Origin of the sequence: Nonomuraea sp. NPDC049625 (assembly GCF_040675285.1) — a bacterium.
GTDB classification, from domain to species: domain Bacteria; phylum Actinomycetota; class Actinomycetes; order Streptosporangiales; family Streptosporangiaceae; genus Nonomuraea; species Nonomuraea angiospora_A.
The window spans coordinates 66,896-91,191 of the sequence record NZ_JBFAOQ010000006.1; the positions used below are offsets into that span (position 1 = coordinate 66,896).

Annotated in this window: 25 protein-coding genes; 6 read left to right on the forward strand and 19 right to left on the reverse strand. The window is 69.6% G+C overall.

The annotated features are described in order from the left end of the window. Positions 1 to 2 precede the first annotated feature (2 nt). The 3 genes from AB0J87_RS26270 to AB0J87_RS26280 form a co-directional block, all read right to left on the reverse strand. Positions 3 to 2,321: a nitrate reductase gene (locus AB0J87_RS26270; RefSeq protein WP_363969181.1), complete on the reverse strand. Its 2,319-nt coding sequence runs from the start codon at positions 2,319 to 2,321 to the stop codon at positions 3 to 5. Positions 2,322 to 2,472: 151 nt separating this feature from the next. Then, positions 2,473 to 2,793 carry a plasmid stabilization protein gene (locus AB0J87_RS26275; RefSeq protein ID WP_363969183.1) on the reverse strand — a complete coding sequence of 107 codons (321 nt, stop codon included), beginning with the start codon at positions 2,791 to 2,793 and terminating at the stop codon, positions 2,473 to 2,475. A gap of 282 nt (positions 2,794 to 3,075) precedes the next feature. Further along, positions 3,076 to 3,357: a DUF2188 domain-containing protein gene (locus tag AB0J87_RS26280; RefSeq protein WP_363969185.1), complete on the reverse strand. Its 282-nt coding sequence runs from the start codon at positions 3,355 to 3,357 to the stop codon at positions 3,076 to 3,078. Between the two features lie 194 nt (positions 3,358 to 3,551). Between AB0J87_RS26280 and AB0J87_RS26285 the strand changes: the two genes are divergently transcribed. After that, positions 3,552 to 4,094, forward strand: coding sequence for an isochorismatase family cysteine hydrolase (locus tag AB0J87_RS26285; protein WP_363969187.1), 543 nt, complete (start codon positions 3,552 to 3,554; stop codon positions 4,092 to 4,094). A 764-nt stretch (positions 4,095 to 4,858) separates the two neighbouring features. Here the strand turns inward: AB0J87_RS26285 and AB0J87_RS26290 are convergent. The 15 genes from AB0J87_RS26290 to AB0J87_RS26360 all read right to left on the reverse strand — a co-directional run bounded on the left by AB0J87_RS26290 (position 4,859) and on the right by AB0J87_RS26360 (position 20,165). Continuing rightward, positions 4,859 to 5,227, reverse strand: coding sequence for an STAS domain-containing protein (locus tag AB0J87_RS26290; protein WP_363969189.1), 369 nt, complete (start codon positions 5,225 to 5,227; stop codon positions 4,859 to 4,861). Between the two features lie 401 nt (positions 5,228 to 5,628). After that, entirely contained in the window at positions 5,629 to 6,726 is a 1,098-nt protein-coding gene (locus AB0J87_RS26295; RefSeq protein ID WP_363969191.1) for a hypothetical protein, read from the reverse strand. Positions 6,727 to 7,104: 378 nt separating this feature from the next. Further along, positions 7,105 to 7,236, reverse strand: a complete 132-nt coding sequence (locus AB0J87_RS26300; RefSeq protein WP_363969193.1) for an FAD-dependent oxidoreductase — start codon at positions 7,234 to 7,236, stop codon at positions 7,105 to 7,107. A 79-nt stretch (positions 7,237 to 7,315) separates the two neighbouring features. Then, positions 7,316 to 7,705, reverse strand: coding sequence for a M48 family metalloprotease (locus tag AB0J87_RS26305; protein WP_363969195.1), 390 nt, complete (start codon positions 7,703 to 7,705; stop codon positions 7,316 to 7,318). Then, positions 7,702 to 8,151, reverse strand: a complete 450-nt coding sequence (locus AB0J87_RS26310) for a DUF1931 family protein (protein WP_363969197.1) — start codon at positions 8,149 to 8,151, stop codon at positions 7,702 to 7,704. Before AB0J87_RS26310 ends, AB0J87_RS26305 begins: the two co-directional genes overlap by 4 nt. Positions 8,152 to 8,156: 5 nt before the next feature. After that, the gene (locus AB0J87_RS26315; RefSeq protein ID WP_363969199.1) at positions 8,157 to 9,821 is read right to left on the reverse strand and encodes an FAD-dependent oxidoreductase; all 1,665 of its coding nucleotides are present in this window, start codon (positions 9,819 to 9,821) and stop codon (positions 8,157 to 8,159) included. Beyond that, the gene (gene trxA, locus AB0J87_RS26320) at positions 9,818 to 10,249 is read right to left on the reverse strand and encodes a thioredoxin (RefSeq protein ID WP_363969201.1); all 432 of its coding nucleotides are present in this window, start codon (positions 10,247 to 10,249) and stop codon (positions 9,818 to 9,820) included. The genes AB0J87_RS26315 and trxA overlap by 4 nt, the downstream gene beginning before the upstream one ends. Before the next feature lies 1 nt (position 10,250). Beyond that, the gene (gene clpB / locus AB0J87_RS26325) at positions 10,251 to 12,869 is read right to left on the reverse strand and encodes an ATP-dependent chaperone ClpB (RefSeq protein ID WP_363969203.1); all 2,619 of its coding nucleotides are present in this window, start codon (positions 12,867 to 12,869) and stop codon (positions 10,251 to 10,253) included. Positions 12,870 to 12,878: 9 nt separating this feature from the next. Beyond that, positions 12,879 to 13,169, reverse strand: a complete 291-nt coding sequence (locus AB0J87_RS26330) for a chaperone modulator CbpM (protein WP_344985676.1) — start codon at positions 13,167 to 13,169, stop codon at positions 12,879 to 12,881. Further along, on the reverse strand, positions 13,166 to 14,104 hold the full coding sequence (locus AB0J87_RS26335; protein WP_363969205.1) for a DnaJ C-terminal domain-containing protein: 939 nt from the start codon (positions 14,102 to 14,104) through the stop codon (positions 13,166 to 13,168). Before AB0J87_RS26335 ends, AB0J87_RS26330 begins: the two co-directional genes overlap by 4 nt. Then, positions 14,104 to 14,607: a nucleotide exchange factor GrpE gene (locus AB0J87_RS26340; RefSeq protein ID WP_363969207.1), complete on the reverse strand. Its 504-nt coding sequence runs from the start codon at positions 14,605 to 14,607 to the stop codon at positions 14,104 to 14,106. Before AB0J87_RS26340 ends, AB0J87_RS26335 begins: the two co-directional genes overlap by 1 nt. Before the next feature lies 1 nt (position 14,608). Then, positions 14,609 to 16,501: a molecular chaperone DnaK gene (gene dnaK / locus AB0J87_RS26345; protein ID WP_363969208.1), complete on the reverse strand. Its 1,893-nt coding sequence runs from the start codon at positions 16,499 to 16,501 to the stop codon at positions 14,609 to 14,611. 19 nt (positions 16,502 to 16,520) lie between these two features. After that, positions 16,521 to 16,994 (reverse strand): general stress protein, encoded by a 474-nt coding sequence (locus AB0J87_RS26350; RefSeq protein ID WP_363969210.1) that lies wholly within the window; start codon positions 16,992 to 16,994, stop codon positions 16,521 to 16,523. A 19-nt stretch (positions 16,995 to 17,013) separates the two neighbouring features. Then, positions 17,014 to 17,475: an Hsp20/alpha crystallin family protein gene (locus AB0J87_RS26355; protein ID WP_363969212.1), complete on the reverse strand. Its 462-nt coding sequence runs from the start codon at positions 17,473 to 17,475 to the stop codon at positions 17,014 to 17,016. Positions 17,476 to 17,522: 47 nt separating this feature from the next. After that, entirely contained in the window at positions 17,523 to 20,165 is a 2,643-nt protein-coding gene (locus AB0J87_RS26360) for an AAA family ATPase (protein WP_363969214.1), read from the reverse strand. Positions 20,166 to 20,335: 170 nt separating this feature from the next. On the opposite strand from AB0J87_RS26360, the gene AB0J87_RS26365 reads away from it, so the two are divergent. The 5 genes from AB0J87_RS26365 to AB0J87_RS26385 all read left to right on the forward strand — a co-directional run bounded on the left by AB0J87_RS26365 (position 20,336) and on the right by AB0J87_RS26385 (position 23,380). Beyond that, the gene (locus AB0J87_RS26365) at positions 20,336 to 20,764 is read left to right on the forward strand and encodes a DUF2267 domain-containing protein (RefSeq protein ID WP_363969216.1); all 429 of its coding nucleotides are present in this window, start codon (positions 20,336 to 20,338) and stop codon (positions 20,762 to 20,764) included. Positions 20,765 to 20,896: 132 nt separating this feature from the next. After that, complete coding sequence (locus AB0J87_RS26370; RefSeq protein ID WP_363969218.1) at positions 20,897 to 21,496, forward strand: DUF1345 domain-containing protein; 600 nt, start codon at positions 20,897 to 20,899, stop codon at positions 21,494 to 21,496. Between the two features lie 39 nt (positions 21,497 to 21,535). Then, positions 21,536 to 22,585 (forward strand): hypothetical protein, encoded by a 1,050-nt coding sequence (locus AB0J87_RS26375; protein WP_363969220.1) that lies wholly within the window; start codon positions 21,536 to 21,538, stop codon positions 22,583 to 22,585. Positions 22,586 to 22,650: 65 nt separating this feature from the next. Then, on the forward strand, positions 22,651 to 23,025 hold the full coding sequence (locus tag AB0J87_RS26380; RefSeq protein ID WP_363969222.1) for an SDR family oxidoreductase: 375 nt from the start codon (positions 22,651 to 22,653) through the stop codon (positions 23,023 to 23,025). 34 nt (positions 23,026 to 23,059) lie between these two features. Continuing rightward, positions 23,060 to 23,380 carry an SDR family oxidoreductase gene (locus tag AB0J87_RS26385; protein WP_363969224.1) on the forward strand — a complete coding sequence of 107 codons (321 nt, stop codon included), beginning with the start codon at positions 23,060 to 23,062 and terminating at the stop codon, positions 23,378 to 23,380. Here AB0J87_RS26385 and AB0J87_RS26390 read toward each other — a convergent pair. After that, positions 23,319 to 23,567 carry a transposase gene (locus AB0J87_RS26390; RefSeq protein ID WP_363969226.1) on the reverse strand — a complete coding sequence of 83 codons (249 nt, stop codon included), beginning with the start codon at positions 23,565 to 23,567 and terminating at the stop codon, positions 23,319 to 23,321. The two genes, AB0J87_RS26385 and AB0J87_RS26390, sit on opposite strands and share 62 nt — an antisense overlap. Positions 23,568 to 24,296 lie beyond the last annotated feature (729 nt).

A 24,296-nucleotide genomic window follows, 5' to 3' on the forward strand; every position in this document is an offset into this window, starting at 1 on the left:
GCTCAGCCTCCGATCCTGGTCAGCCGGACCGCGGTGACCTTGTAGAGGGGTTGTTTGGAGACCGGGTCCCAGCCGGTGGCCGTGACCTCGTTGGCGGCGCGCGGTGGTGCGCCCTCGGCCAAGTCCCAGTAGCCGTAGTGGAATGGGACGAACACCACGCCCCGCCGTACCGCGCGCAGTCGCGCACGGGCCTGTAGGGTGCCGCGCGGCGACTCGATGCGGATCATGCCACCTTCGGCAATGCCCATTTCGTCGGCGTCCTGCGGGTTGATCTCCACCCACGAGTCGGGAGCGGCGCCTTCGAGCTGCGGGGCTCGGCCGGTCTTGGTGCGGGTGTGGAAATGGTGCACGGTCCGCCCGGTGGTCAGCAGCATCGGGTACGCGTTCGTGGGCGCCTCGGGCGAGGCATGGTACGGCTCGGCGTGCAGGAAGGCACGACCGCCCGGCTGCCGGCCCACATAGTGTTCGCGGCCGTATTCCGCTCCGGTCGTCAGGTCCTGGCCGTAGGTCTCGCAGTAGCCAGGGTCGGTAGGGAACCGTCCATCGGTGTAGAGCCGCTCGGTCCCGCCGGGAGCCGACGGCGTGCACGGCCATTGAATGCCGCTGCCGCCGCGCAACCGGTCGTAGGACAGGCCGGTGTAGTCGCAGGGACGGCCGGCCGAGCAGGCCTTCCACGCCTCGAACGCCGACTCTGGATCGTGCCAGGTGATGAGCGGTTTGCCGTCGCGGTCGCGGAAGTGCATGCGCCGCGCGTAGTCCAGGAAGATGTCCAGATCGGGCCGGGCTTGTCCCGGCGGCTCTACGGCCTTCTCCGACAGGTGCACGGTACGGTCCGCGTTGGTGAACGTCCCCAGCTTCTCGCCCCAGGTCGCCGCCGGCAACACCACATCCGCCAGCTCGGCCGTCTCAGTGAGGTAGAGGTCCTGCACCACCACGAACAACTCCTCGCGGGACAAGATGCGCCGGATCCGCGCCAGATCGGGCAGCGACACCGCCGGGTTGGTAGCCGAGATCCACAGCAGCCGGATCGAGCCTTGCTCGGCGTAGCGGAAGATCTGCATGGCGTGCGTCGGCGGCGCCCAGTGCGGGATGACGGACGGCTCGACGTTCCACAACTCGGCGAGCTCGTTGATGTGCGCGGGGTTGTCCCAGTTGCGAAACCCCGGAAGGTCTCCGTCGGCGCCGGTCTCGCGGGTGTTCTGCGCGGTGGGCTGCCCGTTCATCTGCAGCACGCCCGCTCCCGGCCGGCCCAGCATGCCACGCAGCAGATGGAGGTTGTTGACCTGGCAGGCGGCGGCGGTGGCCTGATTGGACTGGTAGAAGCCCTGCAACACGGTCGACAGCAGCCGCTCGCACCCGCCGAGGAGCTCCGCTGCCTGCTCGATCCTGGCGACCGGCACGTCGCAGATCTGCGCGGCCCGCTCCGGAGGGCAGCCGGAGACGACACGGCACAGCTCCTCGAATCCGACGGTGTGCTCGGCCACGTACCGAGGGTCGTGCCAGCCGCGCTCGACGATCCGGTGGATCAGCGCGTTCATCAGTGCCAGGTTGGTGCCGGAGCGGACGGCCAGGTGCACGTCGGCCTCGCGCGCCACCGGCGTCTCACGCGGATCGACGGCGATCAGCGCGGGCGCGCGCGGCCCTCGGCGGCGATCCAGCATCCGCTCCCACAGGACCACCTGGGTCTCGGCCACGTTATGCCCCCACAGCGCGATCGTGTCGCAGTGGTCGACATCGGCGTACGAACCCGGCTGCCCGTCCGTACCGAAGCTCGCCTTCAGCGACGCGGCGGCCGTCGCCGTGCACAGGCGGGTGTTGCCATCCATGTGCGGAGTGCCGATGCCCGCCTTCCCGATCACCGCCAGCGTGTAGTACTCCTCCAGGAACAGCTGGCCACTGGTGTAGAAGCCGACCCGGCCCCACCCGCCCGGCCCTTCGAGCAACTCGCGCGAGCGGGCCACGATGCGGCCCATCGCGGAGTCCCAGTCCGACTCAACCAGCCGGCCCCCGTCGCGCACCAGGGGACGGGTCAGCCGGTCGATGCTGTTGTTGGCCTGCCAGCCGTACAGATCCTTCGGGTCGAGCCGCCCGCGATTGACCCGATCACCGGCGCGCCCGCGCACACCCACGATGCGGCCGCCTTTGACAGCGATGTCCATCGCGTCGCCGTTGGAGTGCAGGATGGAGGCCGACTGCGCCCACGACTCGACCTCCGCCTCCGCCAGATCGCCTTCGAGCTGGGTGTCCACGCGGACCGGCCACTCCTCTCCCGGGCCGTACGGCATCCGGGGACCCCAGGGATGGGCGACGCGATCAGACATGTCCACGATCCTTCCCGAGCGAATGATCGCCCTTGCATGGCCGGCATATTCTGGGGTGAGCGAGACGGGACAGTCCCGCGCGTTACGGCGATATCGGGCAAGAAGGGCCAGCCCGGCGACCGCCGGGCCTTGATCCTTCCGGAGCCCCGGCTCAGCCGAGGGCCTTTTCCAGCTGTGCCTTGCTCATCTTCGAGCGGCCCTTGACGTTGCGGCGCTTGGCCTCGGCGTACAGCTGATCCCTGGTACGGCCGCCCGCGCCGGAGTGCGAGCGCAGCCCGCCCCGCCGGCTCGAGGAGATGTCCTCGGTGGAGGTACGGCTCGCGGTCTTCGACTCGCCCGCCCTGGCCCGTTCCTTGTTCACGGTGCGGGCGGCGATCTCGGTCGCGCGCTTGGTGCTTTCGCCCCGCTGCTTGGCACTGTCCTTGATGTGTTGGTACTGCCGTTCCCGCTTACGGCTCGATCCGCGAGGCATACGTCTTCCTCCTCAGGAGAAGCATCGGAATCCCTCGTCCACTACCCCGAAGAAACCGACGAAACGACCCGGCGCTTCGTACGAATGCAGCTGGCAGCGGCGGGGCGACCGAGCTGCGGATGGCGCCCCCTTGCCCCTGATGGGCTGCGTTCGGGCATGCGGCATGCTCACTGGCACGTCAACAAACGACGCCTGTCAGCGGCCGCTGACCGCTCTGGCGAGATCATCGAAAGGCCGGACGTCGCCAGGGCAGGCGGCATGCCCGTTGCATGAGTTGTCGGGTCAGCCCGTCGGCGGATGGGGATCGTTACCGGGCTCGATGGTGCGCTGGTCGCGTACCCGCCCGTCAATACCGTGGATGCGCAACTCGCCGCCGCCGTCGCGCCGGAGCAGTTCGCCGGCCCGCTGCACTGCCGCCGCCTGGGTGTCCGCCGTGAACAATGCGCGCTGACCGCCCGGCTTCGTGACCGCCCAGCTGCCATCAGGGCGTTGCACCACGTCTCTGGAGTTGGCCTGACCTGCCATGAGAGAACGCCTCTTTTCGGTGATCGCAAGAAGACTCACCCGTGCCCTGATATCGGGAGCCTAGTCATAGAGGGCCCATCGGAAAGGGAAGTAGCGGCGAAACCGCCTCGGGCCAGGTGATAGATCGAGCGGACGTCATGATCTGCCCTGCGATTGGCCTCGTTGGCCCTCCAATAGGGCCATGGTGCCGCTGTGCTGGGATGAACCGGTAGCGGCTGGAGATGACAGGAGCTATGGCAAGGTCAGCGCTGGTCGTCATCGACATGCTCAACCCGTACGAACACCAGGACGCCGCGCAGCTTGCCCGGCAGGTCGCGACGATCATCGAACCGCTGGCGGATCTGGTAGCGCGCGCCAATGAGCGTGACGATGTCGAACTGGTGTATGTCAACGACAATTACGGTGACTTCGCCGCCGACCGGCGCGGGATCGTGGCGAAGGCGCTGAACGGCAGGCGGGCGGACCTGGTGGAGCCGATCCTGCCGCCGCCCGGGTGCGCGTTCCTGCCCAAGGTGCGCCACAGCGCGTTCTTCGGCACCTCCTTGGAATACCTGTTGGCTCACCAGCAGGTGGAAACGGTCGTGCTGGCCGGGCAAGTGACGGAACAGTGCGTGCTGTACAGCGCGTTGGACGCGTACGTGCGGCACTACAAGCTGACCGTGCCGCCGGACTGCGTTGCCACCATTCACGAGGACCTCGGTCAAGCAGCCCTACGGATGATGGAACTCAACATGTCCGCGCACCTCATCCCGTCGGGTGTCTGCTTCGCCTCCTGAGCGCCGATTCGTCTCACAGCCTCGATACGCCGCCCATGGCGGGCGACCGATGAAGCGCATGATCGAGCCCGATCATCACAATCACACCCACTCGGGCGTCCAGTCCGACATGGGGAGGGGGACGGTTGGCCCCGGATCCACCGCAGCCTGCTGGAGTCACAGATCCTCATCGTCGCCGCGCCGACGTGGGTAGGTCATCTGGTCGCGGTCGCAGAAGCGCCGGCCGCCATCCCGTTCCTGCCCCACCCCAGTGACGCTCGACGCATCACGGACGGACACCAGCGATACCGCACGGACCGGAGCGTCACCCAGCTGTCGTCCACCTCGAACGACAAAGCGCCGGGTCGGCCCCTGCCTGCCGGACTCTCGTGGCCGGTTCGGCCCGCGCGAGGACGCCCTGGCCGACCAGGCGTTTGAGCTTGACGGAGAGCCTCTCGGTGCTTCTCGAAACGATGAGCAGACCCAGCACCTCGCTCCCATCCCAAGCCCGTAAGGAGGGCAGTCGGGGTCGGCGACGGTGTCCAGAATCTGCTAGTGGCGCGATGGCTGGCCGGGGCGCGCGGAAGTTGGCGGGACGTTCTCTACTGAAGCAGGGTCTTGCGGGTGAGGCGCAGGTGCTCGAGCGTTGGCCCGAAGATGCATCCGACCGCGATCAAGCCGCTGTTGAGGAGCTAACCGGCCACACCGCGAGCGGTGGGAGCAGGGCGCGCCCAGCCGCTCCGTCCACGATAGGTCGTCCTGGCCCCCGACCAGGGCGACCCTGACTATGCCGTCTCGGGGGGCTCGTTAGACCCGCGTGCCCGCATGGCGGCGATCGCCTGCTCGATATGGTCATGGACGGTGACCGCCTGCCAAGTGTCGGTCATGGTCAGCAGCCGGGCCACCGAGGGCTGTATTCCGGCCAGGTGCAGCTCCGCGTTGTGGGCGCGCGCGAGGACGGAGGCGTTGATCAGAGCGGCCAGGCCGGAACAACCCAGGAACGACAGCCCGCTAACGTCGATGATCAGGTGCTCGTCCAGGCGCCGGCGCTCGTGATCGAGGTAGGCGTTCAGCTCGATGGAGTTGCTCGCATCCACCTCGCCGATCACCGTGATCAGCGTGGCTCCCGGGAAATGGCCGCTTCTCAACGTCATCACCGCGCCGCCTACGGGCTGCCGCGGGCATGCCGGGATCGGTGGCAGGGGCCGGAGGGGCCGAAATCGCGTAGCGCGGGTCGAGTCAGGTCGGCGACGGTGCAACATCGGCAACACACTCCCGGGACGGGAATTCCCCTTCTGGGCGTCACCATCCGACCCGGATCGACAAACACGCAGTCAAAGCGCTGTCAGGCATCATGTGCCCTCAGCCCGGCTCGCTACACCTTGAGCTTCCCCTCTTAACGTGGAGACCGAACCGGAAGAGGTTTGGTCGTGGCAGCAGTCACGCGAGGCCGCGCTGCGCATGCCAAGGTGTCACACTTGATCCATTCCTCAGGTCAAGCGCCGCGGCGTACAGACCGACAACACCCCCGGTGAACCTGCTGGACTGCGGAAGGTCAGTGTCGCCGACGTGACGAGAGCCGGGCCGCTTGGTCACGGGCGCGTGGGGGGATGGCCTTGCGATGTGGCCCGTCGTCGGGATCGACCTCATGTCGCAGTTGGACGCAGTCGTCGAGCAGCGCGCCGTACAACGTCCAGAGGGGTGAATGCGGATCGATCTTCGCCATCTGCTTGCGGGCGGCGCGTTCGAGGCGCTCGCCTTCTGCTACGGCGGCGCGCAGGCGGATCAGGTCCTCGCCGCTGCCAGGGGCGACCAGCAGGTGCTCGAAACAGGCGTAGGCCTTCCCGATCGCATCCAGCAGGTCGGCGAAGACCCGGGGAAAGCTGCCGGTCTCGCGCTGTCCTGGCAGGCCGCGAACCCCGGCAGCCAGGTCGGCGAGGGCACGGGCGACGCCGCGCAGTTGAAGACAGGCGTGCTCCAGGCATAGGACAGCCTGCATGATGCGGCGTAGGCGCTGGCGGGTTCGCGCCCGACGTAGGGTGAAACGCAGGGACTCGGTGGCTCGTTCAGCGCTCTCGTGGGCCGAACGCAGCCTGACGGACATGCGTCTGGCGCGGGCCAGCCATTTCTGCGCCTGGTGCGCGGTCCAGGACTGCCTGACGCCTTCCGCCAGGTCGGAGCAAAGGTCGGCGAGATCATCGGCCAGGTCGGCCAGGTCCTTGGCGGCCCGGCCCACGTGACGGGGCGGGATCATCAGTGTGAGCGTGGCTCCGACGAACGCGCCGATGACGATGTCGAGCAGCCGCGCCATGCCGTACTCGCGGCCCAGGGCGAACACGAGTAGGGCGGTGATGGGCGCCTGTGTGTTCTGCCACGGTATGCCGACTGTTCTGCTGACCACCAGCGCGACCGTGACCAGGACGGCCATGGTGGCGGCGCTGGTGCCGAACACCTGTACGAAGCCGATAGCAGCCGCCAGTCCGACCAGCACCGCGACGGTCTGCTGGATGGCATGAACCACGGTGCTGTAGGCGGTCGCCGTCACCGAAAGCAGCACGCCGGTGGGAGCGAGCACCGGCTGAGATGAGCCGATCAGTTCGGTGGAGATCCACCATGCCACCAGGCACCCGACGATGACCGTCACCGTCGGCATCAGCAACTGCCTCTCACGCCGCACCCAGCGGCGTAGCCCACGCCGCCCCCATTGACCTGAGCCGGGGACTCGGTCACCCCACCTGTCCAGCCATCGCCTCGCGGCGGGCAATGCCATCACCGCACCCCCAGACGTGGTGCCCCGCCTGGCGGCTTCCGGTCGTCTTTCACCTCTTACCGTGAAGCTGCCCGCGTTGGGTAGCGGGCGCTCCGTTCTCGAGCAGCATTTTGCCCTAAGCAGGCCCCTCGACGACACAGCGGCCGCCGCCGCAACGCTGCCGCGTCGTCGAGCGAATAAAGCGGCTGTGCGTTCTTCGGCGCGCCCGGCACGTTGTGCCCGTTGGGGCAGCACCCCCTACTTAGCGGCGTAGGTCTTTGCTCATCCCGGCCGTAGCCACCTGGTAGAGCAGGGGTTGAAAGGTCGAGTACGGGTGTGGTCGATCAGCGTGACCAGCGCCCCCGCCTTGGCCAGCGTTCGCACTGCGGCCAGCCCGGCGAAACCCGCCCCCACGACGTACGGGTCCAGCGCACGCTCGCTGTCGCTGACCTTGCCTCACCCTGAGGAATTACCCGCCGGCCCCGAGCCCAGATCAGCGGCGGTAACCGGCCATGGCCTCCAGCCGTGCGATCCGGTCGGCGATCGGTGGGTGGGTGGAGAAGAGCCTCCCGATGCCCCCGCCACGGAACGGGTTGGCGATCACGAGGTGCGAGGTCGAGGAGAGCCGACCGGTCATCGCGGCCGCCACCGGCCCGAGGATCATCATCAGGAGGGCCCCGAGGAAGCCGGGACCCTCGTCATCGTCTCCCCCGCCGAAGAACCCGGCCAGGTGTGACCATCGTGGCCAGGGCCCCGCCACGGAGGAGATCAGAATGTCGCGGTTGTAGACGTGCGACAGCTCGTGCCCGAGGACCGCGCGCAGCTCGCGTTCGTTCATCCTCCCTGCGAGCAGAGGCACCAGCAACGCGCCGAATCTCGTCATAGCAGTAGGTCGAAGACACGGATTGTGCGTGTCCACTCCTTGCTCGCCGGGTTCTTGCGGTCAGGCTCTATGGTTCTGATCGCCCTGGCGAGGGCCACGGAGAGCCCACCCGCCACAGCCGGTAGCCGGGCCTCGGCTTCTTCGCTGAGCGACAGATCCAGCGGAGGCAGCGCCGCGAGGTCCGCCAGGATCGATGCCAGGTCCAGTTCCTCGTCCAGGTCCCGGAAGTCGTGCATGCTCTCCTGCAGTCCCTTGGTGATGGGCAGATCCCAGAACTCGATGATGTCGCGCCTGTTCGACTTCGCCGCGGCCTCGGCGACGACGAGCATGTCGTACAGCTTCCGGTTGATGAAGTCGCTGTAGCGCTTGAGATCGGATTTGTCCACGTCTAGTCCCGCGGCGGCGCGGAAGAAGTGCTCGAACCTGGAAACCGCGATCACTGGCATCTGGATCACCGTCCTTGCTGTCGATGCCCTGTCATGGTGAACCTTTCGTGCAGCAGGCGTACGGCCATCGCACCCTCCCCCACCGCGGACGCGACCCGTTTGACCGACCCGCCGCGAACGTCCCCTACGGCGAACACGCCCGGCCGCCCGGCCTCCAGCGGAAGGGCCTCCCAGTGCGACGAGCGGTTTCCCGTGATGACGAAGCCCCGGTCGTCCAGCGGGACGGCGCCCGCCAGCCAGCCGGTGTGCGGATCCGCGCCGATGAACACGAACATCGCGTTGGTCTCGATCTCGATGAACTGCCCCGTCTGGTTGTTCTGGGCGCGGACGGCCCGCAGGGAGCCGTCGCCGAGGAGTTCGCGTACCTCGGTACGGAACATGATTTCGATGCCGGGCGTCCGGCCGATCGCGTCGGTGAGGTAGCGGGACATGCTCTCGCTGAGGTCGCCGCCGCGGACGAGCATGCGCACCGACGAGGCGTTCCTGGACAGGTACAGTGCCGCCTGGCCCGCGGAGTTGCCGCCGCCGACGATGACCACCGGCGCCTGCCGGCACATGCGCAGCTCGAACGGCGTCGCCGCGTAGTAGACGCCGCAGCCTTCGTACTTCTCCAGGTCGGGAACGTCGAGTTTGCGGTAGCGAGCGCCGGTGGCGATGAGCACGGCGTGGCCCTGCACGGCGGGCCCGCCCTCGACGAGCACGCTGTAGTGGCCGTCGTCGGCCTCCAGCCCGCTCGCCTCGGCCGGTACGGTCAGCCGGGCTCCGAACTTGGCCGCCTGGATGACGGCGCGTTCGGCGAGCTCGGCGCCCGAGATGCCCGACGGGAAGCCGAGGTAGTTGTCGATGCGGGAGGAGGTGCTCGCCTGGCCGCCCGCGGCGACCGCGTCGAGCACGACCGTGGTCAGGCCCTCCGAGGCTCCGTACACGCTCGCGGCCAGGCCGGCGGGGCCCGCGCCCACGACGATCAGGTCGCACACGCCGTCGCCGGGCCGCGGGGCGGGCAGGCCGATGGTCTTGGCCAGCGTGGCGGCGGTCGGGTTGCGCAGCACCTGGTCTCCGCGCCAGATCACGATCGGCGTGTCCTGCGGGGAGATGCCGAGCTGGCGCAGCAGCGCCTCCGCCTCCTCGTCCTCCTCCAGGTCGATCCACCGGTGCGGGAGCCTGTTGCGGGCGGCGAACTCGCGCAGCCGGCGGGCGTCGGGCGAGTAGCGGGAGCCGATGATGCGGAACCCGGCGTCCATGCCGATCAGCAGTGTGCGGCGGGTCAGGTAGGCCCGCAGGACGAGGTCTCCGAACGCCGGGTCACCGGCCACCATCGTGCGCACCTGGTCGGCCGGAACAGCCAGGATCTCGCCGGGCTCCCGCACGACGGCGGTCAGGAATCCGGCCTGGCCGGTGAGGAGGCCGAGCTCGCCGAGAAAGCGTCCGGGGCCGTGGACGGCGATCGTCCGCTCCTCCTCGCCGCCGTACCCCTCGACCGTGGCCACCTTGCCCCGCAGGATCACGATGAACTCCCGGGCCGGCTCACCCTCCCGGTAGAGCACCTCGCCGGGCGACACGGTTCTGCGCTCGCCGCATTTCGACAGCTCGGCGACGCGCCGCTCGTCCAGACGGGGATAGGCCCCATGCAGGTCCGGTGTCTCGGACAGGGAGGCCGCGGACTCCATCATGACGGTGTCCTCAACGTCCCCTCGACCCATTCGCGGAGCTGGGCCGGCGGGGCCCCGCCCGCGCGTTGTGCCACGACGCGGCCTTCGTTGAGCATCATGAGCGTCGGGACGGCCGTGATCGTGAAGCGCTGCGAGAGGGCCGGGGCCCGGTCCACATCGACCTTGACGAGCTTCACCCGTCCGGCCATCTCGTGGGCGAGTTGTTCGAGCGCGGGCGTGACCGCCCGGCACGGCGCGCACCACTGCGCCCAGAAGTCGACGAGTACGGGGAGGTGCACCCGTTCCGCGACCTCCGCGAAGGTGTCGTCGCCGGCGTCGGCGATCCACGGCAGCGGCCGGTGACAGTTCCCGCAGCGGGGCCGGCCCTCGGCCGCGGCCGGAACCCTGTTCTGCCTCCCGCAGTTCACGCAGGTCACGACGGTGTGCATGTCAGCTCCTCGGCGAGTGGAAGGTGACGTTGAGTTCCCCCTTGTCGGCGCCGACCGTGATGGTCGAGCCGTCGGGGACGTCGCCGGCCAGCAGGGCGCGGCCGATCCTGGTCTCGACCTCGCGGGCGATGAAGCGGCGCAGCGGCCTGGCGCCGTAGACGGGGTCGTACCCCTGGTTGGCGATGAGCTTGCGCGCGTCCTCGGTGACCTCCAGCGTGAGCCGCCGCTCGGCCAGGCGCTCCCTGATGTCGTTGAACATCAGCTCGACGATCCGCTCGATCTCCGCCTCGGTCAGCGGCTTGAACAGCACGACGTCGTCGATCCTGTTGAGGAACTCGGGGCGGAAGTGCCGGCGCAGTTCCGCCATCACCCCGTCGTGGGCCTCGGGCTTGATCTCGCCGTCGGGGGTGATCCCGTCGAGCAGGTGGTGCGAGCCGATGTTCGAGGTCATGATGATCACGGTGTTGCGGAAGTTGACCGTGCGGCCCTGCGCGTCGGTCAGCCGGCCGTCGTCGAGGACCTGCAGCAGCGTGTTGAAGACGTCCGCGTGGGCCTTCTCGATCTCGTCGAACAACACCACCGAGTACGGCTTGCGCCGCACCGCCTCCGTGAGCTGCCCGCCCTCCTCGTAGCCGACGTAGCCGGGAGGGGCGCCGACGAGGCGGCTGACCGTGTGGCGTTCCTGGTACTCGCTCATGTCGATGCGGACCATGTTGTCCTCGGTGTCGAACAGGGCCGCCGCGAGTGACCTGGCCAGCTCGGTCTTGCCGACCCCGGTCGGCCCGAGGAAGAGGAACGACCCGATGGGGCGACGGGGATCCTTGATGCCGGAGCGGGCGCGGATGATGGCGTCGGCCACCAGTCGCACGGCCTCCTCCTGCCCGACGACCCGCTCGTGCAGGATCTGGTCGAGCTTGAGCAGCTTGTCCCGCTCGGCCTCCTGCAGCCGGGACACGGGAATGCCGGTCCAGCGCGAGACGATGTCCGCGATCTCGTTCTCGGTCACCACCTCGCGCAGCAGCCGCTGCCCGTGCTGCCGGCTGCTCAGCCGCTCCTCCTCGGCGCGCAGCCGGCGCTCCAGCTCGGGTAGCTTGCCGTGGCGAAGCTCGGCGGCACGGTTGAGGTCGTAGTCGCGTTCGGCCTGCTCGGCCTCCCGCCGTACGTGCTCGATCTCCTGCCGCAGGCTCTGGACCTTGCGCAGGGCCGAGCGCTCGGCCTCCCACTGCGCCCGCATCGCGTCGGCCTCGGAACGCAGGGCGGAGAGCTCCGCGCGCAACTCGGCGAGCCTGGCCCGGCTGGCCGGGTCCTCCTCCTTCTCCAGGGCGGCCTCCTCGATCTCCAGCCGCCGCACCCGCCTGGTCAGGGCGTCCAGCTCGGCCGGCATGGAGTCGATCTCGGTCCTGATCATCGCGCACGCCTCGTCGACCAGGTCGATCGCCTTGTCGGGCAGGAACCGGTCGGAGATGTAACGGTGGCTCAGCGTCACCGCGGCGACGAGAGCGCTGTCCTGGATCTTCACGCCGTGGAAGACCTCCAGCCGCTCGCGCAGGCCGCGCAGGATCGAGATGGTGTCCTCGACCGAGGGCTCGTCGATCAGCACCGGCTGGAACCTGCGCTCCAGGGCGGCGTCCTTCTCGATGTGCAGGCGATACTCCTCGACCGTGGTCGCGCCGATCATGTGCAGCTCGCCGCGGGCCAGCATCGGCTTGAGCATGTTGCCCGCGTCCATGGCTCCCTCGGTCGCCCCGGCTCCCACCACCGTGTGCATCTCATCCACGAAAAGCAGGATTCGGCCCTCCGCCGCCTTCACCTCGTTCAGCACGGCCTTGAGGCGTTCCTCGAACTCCCCGCGGTACTTGGCGCCCGCCACGAGCGCGCCCATGTCCAGGTTGAAGACGGTCTTGTCGTGCAGCCCCTCGGGGACGTCGCCGTTGGCGATGCGCTGGGCGAGCCCTTCGACGACGGCCGTCTTGCCGACGCCGGGGTCGCCGATCAGCACCGGGTTGTTCTTGGTCTTGCGGGAGAGGATCTGGATCACCCGCCGGATCTCCGTGTCGCGGCCGATCACCGGGTCGAGCTTGTCCGCCCGAGCGTCGGCGACCAGGTCGCGTCCGTACTTCTCCAGCGCCTCGTACGCGACCTCGGGCATGGCCGAGGTGACGCGCTGGTGACCGCGTACGGAGGTGAGCGCCTCCAGGAACCGGTCCCTGGTCAGCCCCTGCTCGTGCAGCAGCCGACCGGACACGGTCGTGGGTCCTTCCTCGATCAGGGCCAGCAGCAGGTGCTCGACAGAGATGTACTCGTCCTTCAGCCGGCTCGCCTCCCGGTCGGCGGCGTCGAGCAGCCGCGACAGGCGCTGGGTGACGAACACCTGGCCCGGCGCGGCGCCCGGCCCGCTGACCTTGGGCCGCCGCGACAACTCGGCCTCCAGGTCGGCGTGCAGGCGCCGCGGATCGGCTCCGGCCTGCTCCACCAGCCTGGGTGCCAGACCTTCCGGCTGGTCGAGCAGGGCCATCAGGAGATGCTCGCCGTCGACCTCGGTGTGGCCGAAGCGCAGGGCCTTGGTCTGGGCGTCGTGCAGGGCTTCCTGCGACTTCTGCGTCATCCTGTTCGGGTCCACTCCAGCCCCCTAGCGTCGTGAGAGGCCGCGCAGGGCGGCCTCCAGCTCCTCGATCCGGTCGAGGAGATCGATCACCACGCCGATCGCGGCGTAGTTGATGGACAGTCCCTCGTGCAGCCGCTGGATCCGGGCCGCGGTTGCCACCTGGGAGGGGGCGAAGCACAACTCCCCCCTGGCGTTCCTGGTCGGCTCCAGCAGGCCGAGCGTCACCAGCCGGCGCACGGCCTGCGGGTGCAGGCCCGTGGCCCGCGCGTAGGAGTCCAGGTCGAGCCGGATCGGGCGGACGATCGCGTACGTCATGAACGCCCCCTCGGGTCGAAGTGAGAGACGGCGGCGAGCTGCTCGAACAGGCGCCGCTCCTCGTCCGTGAGCCTGGCCGGCACCATGATCCGGACCTCGGCGAAGAAGTCGCCGGGCGCTCCGCGCGGATTTGGCATACCGCGGCCCTTCAACCGCAGGCGGCGGCCCGAGGACGTGCCCGGCGGCACCTTCACCTTCGCCTCGCCGCCCGGGGTGTCCACCGCGACCGTGGCACCCAGCGCCGCCTCCCACGGAGCGAGAGGCAGCGAGGCGTGGATGTCGCGGCCCTCCACGCGGTAGCGGGGATGGGGGGCGATTCGCGTGATCAGGAGGAGGTCGCCGGCCGGCGCTCCGTCGCTTCCATGCCCGCCCTGGCCGGCCAGCCTGATCCGCTGACCGTTGGTGACCCCGGGTGGGATGTTGACCTCCAGTCGCCTCCCGCCGGGTAGCGTGATGGTTCGCCGCCCGCCGTGGTAGGCCTCCTCAACGGAAAGCGTCAGCTCCGCCTCCTGGTCGGCACCGGGCACGGGGCCCCAGTGCCGTCTGCCCCGGCCGCCGAACATGCCGCCGAGCAGGTCCTCCAGGTCGACTCCCTCGCCGAAGCCGAAGTCCCCGGGCCGGGCCTGGCGCCACTGGCCGCCCGCGCCGGCCCGCGCGCCGGCGCCCGCACGGGCGCGGGCCCACTCGGCGGGGTCCACATCGGGCGGCACCTGGCGGAAATCGTGCCCGAACGCGTCGTAGCGGCGGCGCGTCTCGGGATCGGAGAGCACGGAGTACGCCTCCGAGATCTCCTTGAACTTGTCCTCGGCGCCGGGATCCTTGTTGACATCAGGGTGATAGGCGCGCACGAGCTTGCGGTAGGCCCGCTGGATCTCGTCGGCTTCGGCGTTCCTGTCCACGCCGAGCACCTCGTAGTAGTCGCGCCGTGGGGCCATCACTCCACCTTCTTCGCGACGGCCACGATCGCCGGCCTGAGCTGCCGCTCGGCATCGCCGTAGCCGGGACGGAGCACCTCCACCACAGTGCCCGGGTCGGCATCGGCCCGCTCGACGGTGGCCACCGCCTCGTGGCGGGCGGGATCGAAGGGCACGCCCGCCTCGTCATGGCGGGGGTAGCCGAGCTTGGCCAGGAGGGCGACAGCCTGGTCACGCACGGCCCGTATCCCGTCGAGTACCGCGTCCGCGCCGCCGTCGCCCGCGTGGCTCAGCGCGAGCTCCAGGTTGTCCAGGATGGGCAGCCACTCGGCCGCCACCCTCGCCCGTTCCTCCGCCCTGATCCGCTCGGCGTCGCGGGCGATGCGCTTGCGCAGGTTGTCCAGGTCGGCGACGGCACGCAGCCAGCGGTCCTCCAGCTCCGCGAGCTTCGCGTCGGTCTCCGCGGGCGAGATGGCTTCCTCACCCTGCGCGCCGGCCTGGGCCTGGGGTGTGTGCTCGTTCATGTCACTCGGGCTCCGACGTCGTGAACTCGGCGTCGATCACGTCCTCCTCACCGCCAGGGGCACCTTCCGTCCTGTCCTGCGGCGGCACGCTGGGCCCGCCGCCCGCGGCGGCTCCGAGGCTGTGATAGACCTGCTGCAGCTCGCCGCTGAGTGTGCGCAGCCGGTCGATCGGCGCCTCTTCCTTGATCGCCTGCCGGGCCTCCTCCACAAGCTGCCCGGCCCTCGCCTTCTCGTGCACGGGAACCGCGTCGCCCAGCTCCTCCAGCCGGCGCTCCACCTGGTACGCGACCGAGTCCAGCTCGTTGCGCGCGTCGATGGTCTCGCGGAGCCTGACGTCCTCCGTACGGTGCCGCTCGGCGTCGGCGACCATCCGCTCGATCTCCGACTTGTCCAGGTTGGAGCTCTCGCTGATGGTGATCCGCTGCTCGGCGCCGGTGTCCTTGTCCCGTGCCGAGACGTTGAGTATGCCGTTGGCGTCGATGTCGAAGGTGACCTCGATCTGCGGCACCCCCCGCGGCGCGGGCCGGATGTTCTCCAGCCGGAAGCGCCCGAGCACCCGGTTGTCGGCGGCGCGCTCACGCTCGCCCTGCAGGATGACGATGTCGACGGCGTTCTGGTTGTCCTCGGCCGTGCTGAAGACCTCGGTACGGCGCGCGGGAATGGTCGTGTTGCGCTCGATCACCTTGGTCATGAGCCCGCCGAGCGTCTCGACGCCCAGCGACAGAGGCGTGACGTCGAGCAGGACGACGTCCTGCACCTCGCCCTTGATGATCCCCGCCTGGACAGCCGCGCCGATCGCGACGACCTCGTCCGGGTTCACCGTCATGTTGGGCTCCTTGCCCTCGGTGAGCCGGCGCACGAGATTCTGCACGGCGGGCATCCGGGTCGCCCCGCCGACGAGGATCACTTCGTCGACGTCCGCGGGCCTGAGCTTCGCGTCCTCCATCGCCTGCTTGACGGGGGCGATGCAACGCTCGACCAGGTCGGCGGTGATCTGCTCGAACGTGGAGCGCATGAGCGTGGTGTTGAGGTGCTTCGGCCCCGAGGCGTCCGCCGTGATGAACGGCAGGCTGATCGTGGTCTGGGTGACCTCCGAGAGCTCCACCTTGGCCTTCTCGGCCGCCTCGAAGAGTCGCTGTAGGGCCTGCGGGTCGTTGCGCAGGTCGATGCCCTGATCCCGCTGGAACTCGTCGGCCAGGTGGTCGACGATCCTGCGGTCGAAGTCGTCGCCGCCGAGGTGGCCATCGCCGGAGGTCGCGCGGACCTCGACCACGCCTTCGCCGATATCCAGGATGCTGACGTCGAAGGTGCCGCCGCCCAGGTCGAACACCAGCACGGTCTCGTTCGTCTTCTTGTCCAGCCCGTACGCGAGCGCCGCCGCCGTCGGCTCGTTGATGATCCGCAGGACCTCGAGCCCCGCGATCCGCCCCGCATCCTTGGTCGCCTGGCGCTGGGCGTCATTGAAGTACGCCGGAACGGTGATGACCGCCTCGGTCACCTTCTCACCGAGGTATTTCGCCGCATCGGCGGCCAGCTTCCGCAGGACGAGGCCGGAGACCTCCTCCGGCGCGTACTGCTTGTCGCCGACCTGGAAGCGCACGGCTCCCTGGGGTCCCTCGACCACGTCGAAGGAGACCGCGTGGATCTCGCTCTTGACCTCGTCGAAGCGGCGGCCGATGAATCGTTTCGACGAATAGATCGTTCCCTTCGGGTTCAGTATGGCCTGGCGGCGGGCCATCTGGCCTACCAGCCGTTCGCCCTGATCGGTGAAGGCCACCACGGACGGCGTCGTCCGCGAACCCTCCGCGTTGGGCAACACCGTGGGATGGCCGTCCACCGTGGCGGCGATCACCGAGTTCGTGGTGCCGAGATCGATGCCGACTGCTTTCGCCATTACTCGCTCCCTCGTACTGCTATCCACTCATCGCCCGGAGCAGCTCATGGGCCCTGGCCGCGTGTTCCGAATCGACGAGAACCTCGTACTTGTCGGCCACGAGGGTGCTGTCGGAGACGAAGTCCCGCCGGCCGCCCTGGAGGGCGTGCGAGACCAGCCCGAAGATCGCTCCCGCTACCACGCCCCACACCAGCCCCCAGAGCACCAGAGGCAACGCTGCCGCGGCCGTGACCGAGAAGATCGCCAGGAACAGACCGATGAGCAGCCCGAACCAGGCTCCGGCGGCCGCGCCCCATGTGGCCGCGCGCAGAAGGGTCATCCGCGCGAGAACCCGCTCCACCGAGCGCAGCCCGGCGCCGACGATCAATGTCCCCTGCACGGGGAATCCATGGTCGGCCAGGTAGTCGACGACTTTCTGCGCCTCCTCGTAGCTGTGGTAGCTCCCGATCGGTTCCCGGTTGGCGGTGGCGGGGCCTGACGACGCGACGGGCACGACTCCTCCTCTCCCCGCCTCAGGCGGAAACCTCGATGTGCTTGGGCTTGGCGGCCTCTGCCTTGGGCACGGTGATGGTCAGCACACCGTCGGACAGGTGAGCCTCCACGCGGTCGGCGTCGACGTCTCCCGGGAGCGTCGTGCGCAGCTCGAACTGGCCGGTCCTGCGCATCTTGCGGTGCCGGCGCTGACGCTCCTGCTCCTCGACCTGCCCGGTGACGATCAGCTCGCGCTCGGACAGCTGGACGTCGATCTGGTCCTTGCGCGCTCCTGGGACATCGATCTCCACGACGTAGGAGTCTTCAGTCTCCGACACGTCCGCCATGGGCACCCAAGCCCCCATGCCGCCATCGCCGGGAAGAGCGCCCAGAGCCTCGCCCAGAGCCGCGTTCATGAGCTGTCCGAGCCTGTCGTAGGTGTCTTCGATCTCGCGGGCGGGGAACATCTCGCCGCCCCTGCGACGTACTGCGAGCAGCGCCATCTGGACCTCCTGGATGGGTTCCTGAATAGGCCGAAAAATGTGACGACCTACATTTCCGAACCTGGCCCAGGCGTCTCGCGGGCACATCCCCCAGCTGAGTAGTCATCGCCGCGACTCCGTGCGCCGCGGCCGCCGCCGGGCGAGGCCTCCCTCGACTGCTCCGCCGCGAGCCGCGCGAGCTCGACCCGGGATCTGATGCTCAGCTTGCGGAAGACGTGCCTCAGGTGGAACGCGACCGTGTGCACACTGATGAACATCTGTTCCGCTATCTGCGGGTTGGTCCATCCGTCCGCCGCAAGCAACGAGATGGCGTGCTCGGTCTCGGTCAGGCTGTCCCAGCCGGAGACCGGGCGTTCGGCGTAGCTCCAGTGGCGGTGGCGTACCCCCATTCCGCGCAGTCTCTGGCGGATGCGCGCGGAGTCCCGCAGGGCACCGATGTCGTGATACAGGCCCAAGGCGCGGTCCAGGCTCTCGGCCGCCGCCACGCGCTGCCCGGCGGTGGAGAGCAGCATGCCGAGATCCTCCTCGGCGGAGGCCCGCGCCCACACGTCCTCGGTCTGCCCGGCGGCCAGGGCCAGCGCGTCGCGATCCCCGTCGAGCAGGCCCCTGGCATGCGCCGCGGCGGCGGCAAGCGTGGGAAACTCATGGTTGGCCCGGCCGAGGGCCTCGGCGGCGGCCACCACGTGCTCGGCCGCCGCCCGGTCGCCGGCGGCCAGGGCGAGCCGGACCATCCAGGGGCCGGCGGCGGGCTCCATGCTGAGCGGCAGCGGGCGGGGCAGCTCTGCGAGCAGGGGCATAGCGCTGCGCGGCCCGTCTCGTGCCTCCGCGAGCTGCGCGGACAGCAAGGCGTGCCGGAAGCGAGCCTCGGCCGTGCCCCCGGGCTGTTCCGCGACGTGATGCGCCACCCCCTGCAGGTCGCCGCGCCGCAGCGCGACTGCGGCGAGCACGGCGCGGGCCGCCGCAGCCGACAGCGGCGTGATGAGCGCACCGGCCAGGTCCAGGGCCCTGTTCGCCTGGGTGACCGCGTCATCGAAACGGCCCGCGAGCAGCTCCAGGCGGGCCTCCAGCGCCGCGGCGTCCGCCGCCCAGGCCAGATGACCGTGGCCGAACATGTCCTTGCGTGCCTGGCGGAGCATCGTCCGTGCCTCGTCCAGCCGGTGGATGTCGACGAGCACGGCGACGGTGGCCAGGCAGGCCTCGTAGCGGCGGTCCTCGGGCGCGGCGGCGGCGGCCAGCCGTCCGGCGCTCTCCGCCAGGGCCAGCGCGGCCGTGAGCCTGCCCTCGTGCCGCTCGGCGGTGGCCAGGGCGACCAGCGCGGCGGTCCTGGCCGCGGGACCGTATCGATCCGTTCCGTCGATGACCTCCTGCGCGAACGGCCGCGAGCCGGCGTCCTCCCGCAGGCGCACCGTGGCGTACAGATGCACGAGGGTCGCCCGCTCGCGTACGTGGCGGGGGAGGCCCGGCACCGCCAGCACCGTCTCGGCCTCGCGGATCGCCTCCTCGCCCCGGCCCGTCAGGTACATGGTGTCCGCGAGCAGGCAGCGCAGTTCGGCCACCCCGTACACGGAGCCGTGCTCGGCGAGGCGGCCACGCACCATCTGCTCGGCCTCGTCCAGCCGGCCACTGGCGACCGCCGCGTCTATGTCGGAGGAGGCCGGGCCGGTGAGCAGGCCGGCCGACCCCGGCCGCTCAGAGCCCATGAGAACGCCGGACTGGTCGAGCAGGGTCTGCCGCACCGATGAGGGGATGCCCGCGGCGACGACGTTCCCGACGAGTTCGTGACGGAAGGTGAGGCCGTGCTCGCTCACGAGGAGGATGCCCGCGGCCGTGGCCTCCTCCGTCATCGGGAGCAGCGCGGCGGGCGTGGTGTCCAGCAGCGACGCGGCGTGCTCCAGCGACAACGAACGGCCCAGCACTGCGATCGTCTCCATCAGGCTCCTGGCCTCCGCGCTCAGCGTGTCGATCCAGCGCCGCACCACCATCCGCAGCCGGTCGGGCATGTGGGCCCGCGCCGCGTCCCCCAGCAGCCCTTCCTCGCGCAGCCCCGCGAACAGCTCGGTGATCAGCAGCGGATTGCCTCCGGCGGCCGCCGCCAGCGCCCGCGTCGCCGGGTCCGGCGACCGCCCGAGCGTGTCCTGCGTCAGCGCCGCGACCGCGTCCGGTGACAGCGGCGCGAGCGTCACTCTGTCGGCCCCCTCCCGCTCCAGGATGTCGAACAGCGACACGGCCTGGCCCCCGTCCAGCACTGTCGAGCGGCTCATCATCCAGCCGATGGGCCAGTTGGCCAGCCGGTCGTGCAGGCTGTGCAACGTCCTCAGCGTCACCGGGTCCGCCCGTTGCAGGTCGTCGAGCGCGGCCAGCACCGGTGACGTGGCCAGCTGCTCGAACCCTGCCCGCAGCCGCTCCAGGACCGGCGGACCGAAACGGGCAGCGGTGTCGCCCGCTTCCGGCTCAGAGCGCAGATCGAGGGCCTCCAGCAACATGCCGCACGGGGCGACCTCGCCCAGCTCCTCCACCCTGCCGTGGACAACCCCGATGCCGCGTTCAGAGGCCTCGGCGACGGCTTCGGCCAGCAGCCGGCTCTTCCCCGATCCGGGTTCTCCGTCCACCAGCAGCGTCCCGCCCGCACCTCGCAGCAACACCCGCAGCAGGCCATCGACCTGACGCCACTCCCGATCGCGTCCCCGCATGCTGTCCCCCCATGGCCGCCTGCCACGACGGGGAACGGTGAATCCCAAGCCCGCCAAGATCTTTCACACCCGCGGGGGACCACTACCCGGCTGGGGGATGTGATCTCCCGTCCGCCGCGCCGAGCCTTGAGCCGAGGCATGCCCGAGGATGTAAGGAAGGGGGGAAGGAGATGGCGGAGACCGGTTATGCGCCGTTCAACCGTACGGTCGACAAAACGAACCGCGTGCTGCGAGAGATCGAGGAGGCGCACGGCTGGACTCCCGAGCACCGCAACCAGTCCTACGCCGCCCTGCGCGCCGTGCTGCACGCCCTGCGCGACCGGCTGACCGTGGACGAGAGCGCCCACCTCGCTGCCCAGTTGCCGCTGCTGATCCGCGGGGTCTACTACGACGGCTGGCGGCCGAGCACCGTGCCGGTCAAGGCCGATCGCGAGGAGTTCCTCCACCGCGTCTGCGGCGAACTGGCCTTCGACCTCCAGGAGAGTGAGGAGGACCTGGTCAAGAAGGTTTTGCAAGCGCTCGGGAAGCACATTACCGCTGGCGAGTGGGAGGACGTGAAGTCCACCATGCCGAAGGATTTGGCCTCGATCCTGCCCTGATCGCCGGCCTGAACTCCGATCGGCGACTCCATCGGACGGGGTACCTTGGCTGCAGGGGCTCGTTGGGATGTTGGAGCGGTGAGGTCTGGGTCCAGGGGACGCGCGGGGAAGCGCGTCATGTCGGTGAGGCGCGTGCTGACGTCTCTGGGGGCCGGGGTCGTCATGGCGGCCGGTGCCTGGCGGCTGGGGGTCCCGGAGTTGTCGCCGCTGCTCGGCTGGGGTGTGGCCGCGACGGTGGGCCTGGTCTGGGTGTGGCTGATCAGCTGGCCCAAGGATCACCATGACACCAAGCGGTTGGCCCAAGAGGAGGGCGACGCTCGCTCCACCGACACCGGCGTTCTGATCGGCGCGGTGGCCAGCCTGGGGGCGGTCGCGCTCGCCCTGGTCCGCACCGCCAGTCACACCCCGCTGACGACGGCTCTGGTCATCCTGAGCGTGGTGACGGTCGTCGTGTCGTGGGGCCTGGTGAACACGGTGTTCGCCTTCAAGTACGCCAGGCTCTACTACATGGACGAGGACGGCGGCATCGACTTCGGGCAGGAGGATCCGCCGGCGTACAGCGACTTCGCCTACCTCGCGTTCACGATCGGCGTGACCTTCGGCGTCACCGACAACCGTGTGGTCAGCACGCATATCCGCAAGGTCGCCCTCGCTCACGCCCTGCTGTCCTACTTCTTCAGCACCGGCATCCTGGCCGTGGCCATCAATCTCGTCACCGGCCTGGGCCAGTGACCCCTGGTCAGGGCGATCCGCTCGGGGTAGGGCCTGGACATGCGTATCGCCCTGGTCGCCGATCCTGACCTGCCCACCGAGCTGGCTGTGAGGGTGGCGCGCGACCTGCCCGGCCGGTTGCGGGAGCGGCTCGGCCCGGGCTTCGACTGGCAGGTGTGCGCGTACACCGCTCCCCTGGCGGCGGAAGAGCAGGTCGACATCTCGGCCATGCTCACCGCTGTCCGTCCGCACCTGCCCGAGTCCGGCTGGGACGTCGGGATATTCCTCACCGACCTCCCTCGCCGGCTGGGCCTGGACGCGGTGAGCGCGGAGGTCAGCACCGGCGACCGCGTCGCCCTGCTGTCGTTGCCCGCCCTCGGCACCTTTCACCTGGTCGGCCGGACCTTGGAGGCCGTGGTCAACGTCGTCGGCCTGCTAGTCCTCCCGCCCACCGGCCGTGACCGCCTCCCTGCGATCGGCCGTAGGGTGGAAGGAGACACCGAGCCCGGCCGGGTCGTCCCCGATCGCTACGTCATGCCCGGCCTGCGCGGGCGGGCGCGCCTACTCGCCGGCATGGTGCGGGCCAACCGCCCATGGCGGCTGTTCACCTCGTTGTCACGGGCGCTGGCGGGCGTGTTCGCCACCGCCGCGTTCGGCGTGATCAACGACACCGCCTGGAAGCTCTCCACCGCGCTGGACACCTGGCGGCAGTCGCTGATCATGGTGCTGTCCATCCTCGCTCTCGCCGCATGGATCATCGTCGACCACGAGTTGTGGGAGCGTCCCGACGGCAGGGTGCCCAAGGCCCGTGCCCACCTCTACAACACCGTCACCCTGATCACCATCACACTGGGCGTGCTCTGCCTTTACGCGGTGCTGTTCGTGGTTCTCACCGGGGTCGGCGCGCTCGTGCTGGTCCCCGCCCCGCTCTCGGAGACGCTGAACCATCGACCGGGCGTCACCGACTACCTGGCGCTGGCCTGGTTCCTGACCTCCAGCGCGATGGTGGGCGGCGCCTTCGGCTCCGGGCTCGAGGACGACGGGACCGTTCGCAAAGCGGCCTACGGCCAGCGTCAGCGCGACCGGCTCGCAGAACAACAGAACGTCTGACCACTCGGCCGAAGTCGCCGCCTGGGCCGGAGCGGGTGCCCGCGACCAGAGCGCATGGGTGTCCCGTGCCAAAACTCGCCGACGCCGCCGCCATGGCCGGGGCGGTCGAGCACACTGTGCGGACGTTGGGGAGGCTCGACGTGGTGGTGGCCAGCGCGGGCGTGGCCCGCGCGGGAGGCATCGACACTCTCCCCGCCGAGGAGATTGACCGGATGATCGACGTGAACGTGCGCGGGGTCGTGCACACCATCCGGGCCGCCCTGCCCCACCTTGGCGACGGCGGGCGCATCGTGACGATCGGCAGCGTGAATGCCGCGCGGGCACCCTTCGCCGGGGCTGCTGCCTATGGCATGACCAAGGCGGCCGTCGCCGGCCTGGTGCGCGGCCTGTCCAGGGGTTTGGGGCCGCGCGGCATCACCGTGAACGCGGCATCACCGTGAACAACGTGCAACCCGGCCCCACGCCAACGACAGCATGAGCGCCGACGGTCCCGCCGCCCAGGCCATGACCACATGGCTGGCACTGCCCAGGATCGGCACGCCGGAAGAGGTCTCCGCCCTGGTCTCCCACCTCGTCGGGCCAGAGGGCGCCTTCATCACCGGCGCTACCCTCGCCATCGATGGCGGCTTCACCGCCTCCTCGAGAGTCGCGGCGGATCGTGGACTTGGGCTGCACCAGCACCACTTCATCCCGCGAAGACATCAATGCTTCCACCGCAAGCCCTCGGGTGCTGTTACTTCTCAGCGACATCGACTTCAAGCAGGAAGCCCGCGCGGCCGAACATCTGGCGTTTGAGCATCTTGATGCGGTTGACGTGGCCTTCCACCGGGCCGGAACTCCAGGGCAGGGTCAGGCCGGCGGTGACGGCGTCGAGGTCGCGCTCGAGGCCGCTTGCGAAGGCGTGAAGCGCGGGCAGGTCTTCGGCTTTCACCGCCGTGAGCCAGCCGGGAAGGTCGTGGCCTCGCCGTTGGGTGAGCATCATGGCGAAAGAGCGGACGTGCTTGAGGAGCGCGGCCGGTTCCGGGCAGCGGTCCAGGACGGTCTTGGTGGTCGCTGAGCGCGCCGTAGCTGCCGCGGTAGCCCAGCGTGGTGATCTCTTTCAGCAGGCGGGTGGCATTGCGTTCGCCCTCTTGCCAGCGCTGGTGCAGGTAGGGCTTGAAGTCGTCGAGGCTGCTGGGCTTGGTGGTCCACTGGCCCCACAACAGTTCCTCGGGCGTGGCGGCGTGGGCGTAGCGGATCACGGTGCGGTCGGTCATGCCGAGTTGCCGGGCGATGGAGCACAGGCTGTGCCCGGCCGCGATGCCTGCTCGGGCTGCTCGCAAATGTCAGCCTGAGGGTCTGATAAGCAGGAGCGATGCCGGGAGACCGACCGTTCCACGGCTTGGATCAGGTTGTGCCACAGGTGTCGGCGATCGGCACATTGCCTCGCCTGGGGCGCGCGGCCGTTGCCCCGGCGCAGGGCGAAGTCGTCCATGCCCACCGCGGTGAGCCGGCCGATCTCAGGATCCGGCAGGGCGTGGATGAGCCGGATCAGCGTGGAGCGACTGGCTGCCAAACCCAGCATGGACGCCAGCCGCGCTCCGGCACGTCCGGCCAACGCCAGGGCGATGGCCTCCAGCGCGGCGCGCCGCAGCGGGGTACGGCGGCCCTAGCTGGTCAGCCGCTTGGAGGTCTGCCAGGCACGTCGGGCAAGTAGGGAGCCGCGCCTGCC

Excerpts from the sequence above, each read along its gene's own strand:
- AB0J87_RS26355 (WP_363969212.1), bottom strand. The coding sequence starts at position 17,475 with ATGGCGCTGCTCGCAGTACGTCGCAGGGGCGGCGAGATGTTCCCCGCC.
- AB0J87_RS26385 (WP_363969224.1), top strand. The coding sequence starts at position 23,060 with ATGAGCGCCGACGGTCCCGCCGCCCAGGCCATGACCACATGGCTGGCA.
- AB0J87_RS26315 (WP_363969199.1), bottom strand. The coding sequence starts at position 9,821 with ATGATGGAGTCCGCGGCCTCCCTGTCCGAGACACCGGACCTGCATGGG.
- trxA (WP_363969201.1), bottom strand. The coding sequence starts at position 10,249 with ATGCACACCGTCGTGACCTGCGTGAACTGCGGGAGGCAGAACAGGGTT.
- AB0J87_RS26390 (WP_363969226.1), bottom strand. The coding sequence starts at position 23,567 with ATGATGCTCACCCAACGGCGAGGCCACGACCTTCCCGGCTGGCTCACG.
- AB0J87_RS26270 (WP_363969181.1), bottom strand. The coding sequence starts at position 2,321 with ATGTCTGATCGCGTCGCCCATCCCTGGGGTCCCCGGATGCCGTACGGC.
- AB0J87_RS26375 (WP_363969220.1), top strand. The coding sequence starts at position 21,536 with ATGCGTATCGCCCTGGTCGCCGATCCTGACCTGCCCACCGAGCTGGCT.
- AB0J87_RS26275 (WP_363969183.1), bottom strand. The coding sequence starts at position 2,793 with ATGCCTCGCGGATCGAGCCGTAAGCGGGAACGGCAGTACCAACACATC.
- AB0J87_RS26340 (WP_363969207.1), bottom strand. The coding sequence starts at position 14,607 with ATGAACGAGCACACACCCCAGGCCCAGGCCGGCGCGCAGGGTGAGGAA.
- AB0J87_RS26365 (WP_363969216.1), top strand. The coding sequence starts at position 20,336 with ATGGCGGAGACCGGTTATGCGCCGTTCAACCGTACGGTCGACAAAACG.
- AB0J87_RS26310 (WP_363969197.1), bottom strand. The coding sequence starts at position 8,151 with ATGCCAGTGATCGCGGTTTCCAGGTTCGAGCACTTCTTCCGCGCCGCC.
- AB0J87_RS26305 (WP_363969195.1), bottom strand. The coding sequence starts at position 7,705 with ATGACGAGATTCGGCGCGTTGCTGGTGCCTCTGCTCGCAGGGAGGATG.
- AB0J87_RS26335 (WP_363969205.1), bottom strand. The coding sequence starts at position 14,104 with ATGGCCCCACGGCGCGACTACTACGAGGTGCTCGGCGTGGACAGGAAC.
- dnaK (WP_363969208.1), bottom strand. The coding sequence starts at position 16,501 with ATGGCGAAAGCAGTCGGCATCGATCTCGGCACCACGAACTCGGTGATC.
- AB0J87_RS26285 (WP_363969187.1), top strand. The coding sequence starts at position 3,552 with ATGGCAAGGTCAGCGCTGGTCGTCATCGACATGCTCAACCCGTACGAA.
- AB0J87_RS26360 (WP_363969214.1), bottom strand. The coding sequence starts at position 20,165 with ATGCGGGGACGCGATCGGGAGTGGCGTCAGGTCGATGGCCTGCTGCGG.
- AB0J87_RS26330 (WP_344985676.1), bottom strand. The coding sequence starts at position 13,169 with ATGACGTACGCGATCGTCCGCCCGATCCGGCTCGACCTGGACTCCTAC.
- AB0J87_RS26290 (WP_363969189.1), bottom strand. The coding sequence starts at position 5,227 with ATGACGTTGAGAAGCGGCCATTTCCCGGGAGCCACGCTGATCACGGTG.
- AB0J87_RS26295 (WP_363969191.1), bottom strand. The coding sequence starts at position 6,726 with ATGCCGACGGTGACGGTCATCGTCGGGTGCCTGGTGGCATGGTGGATC.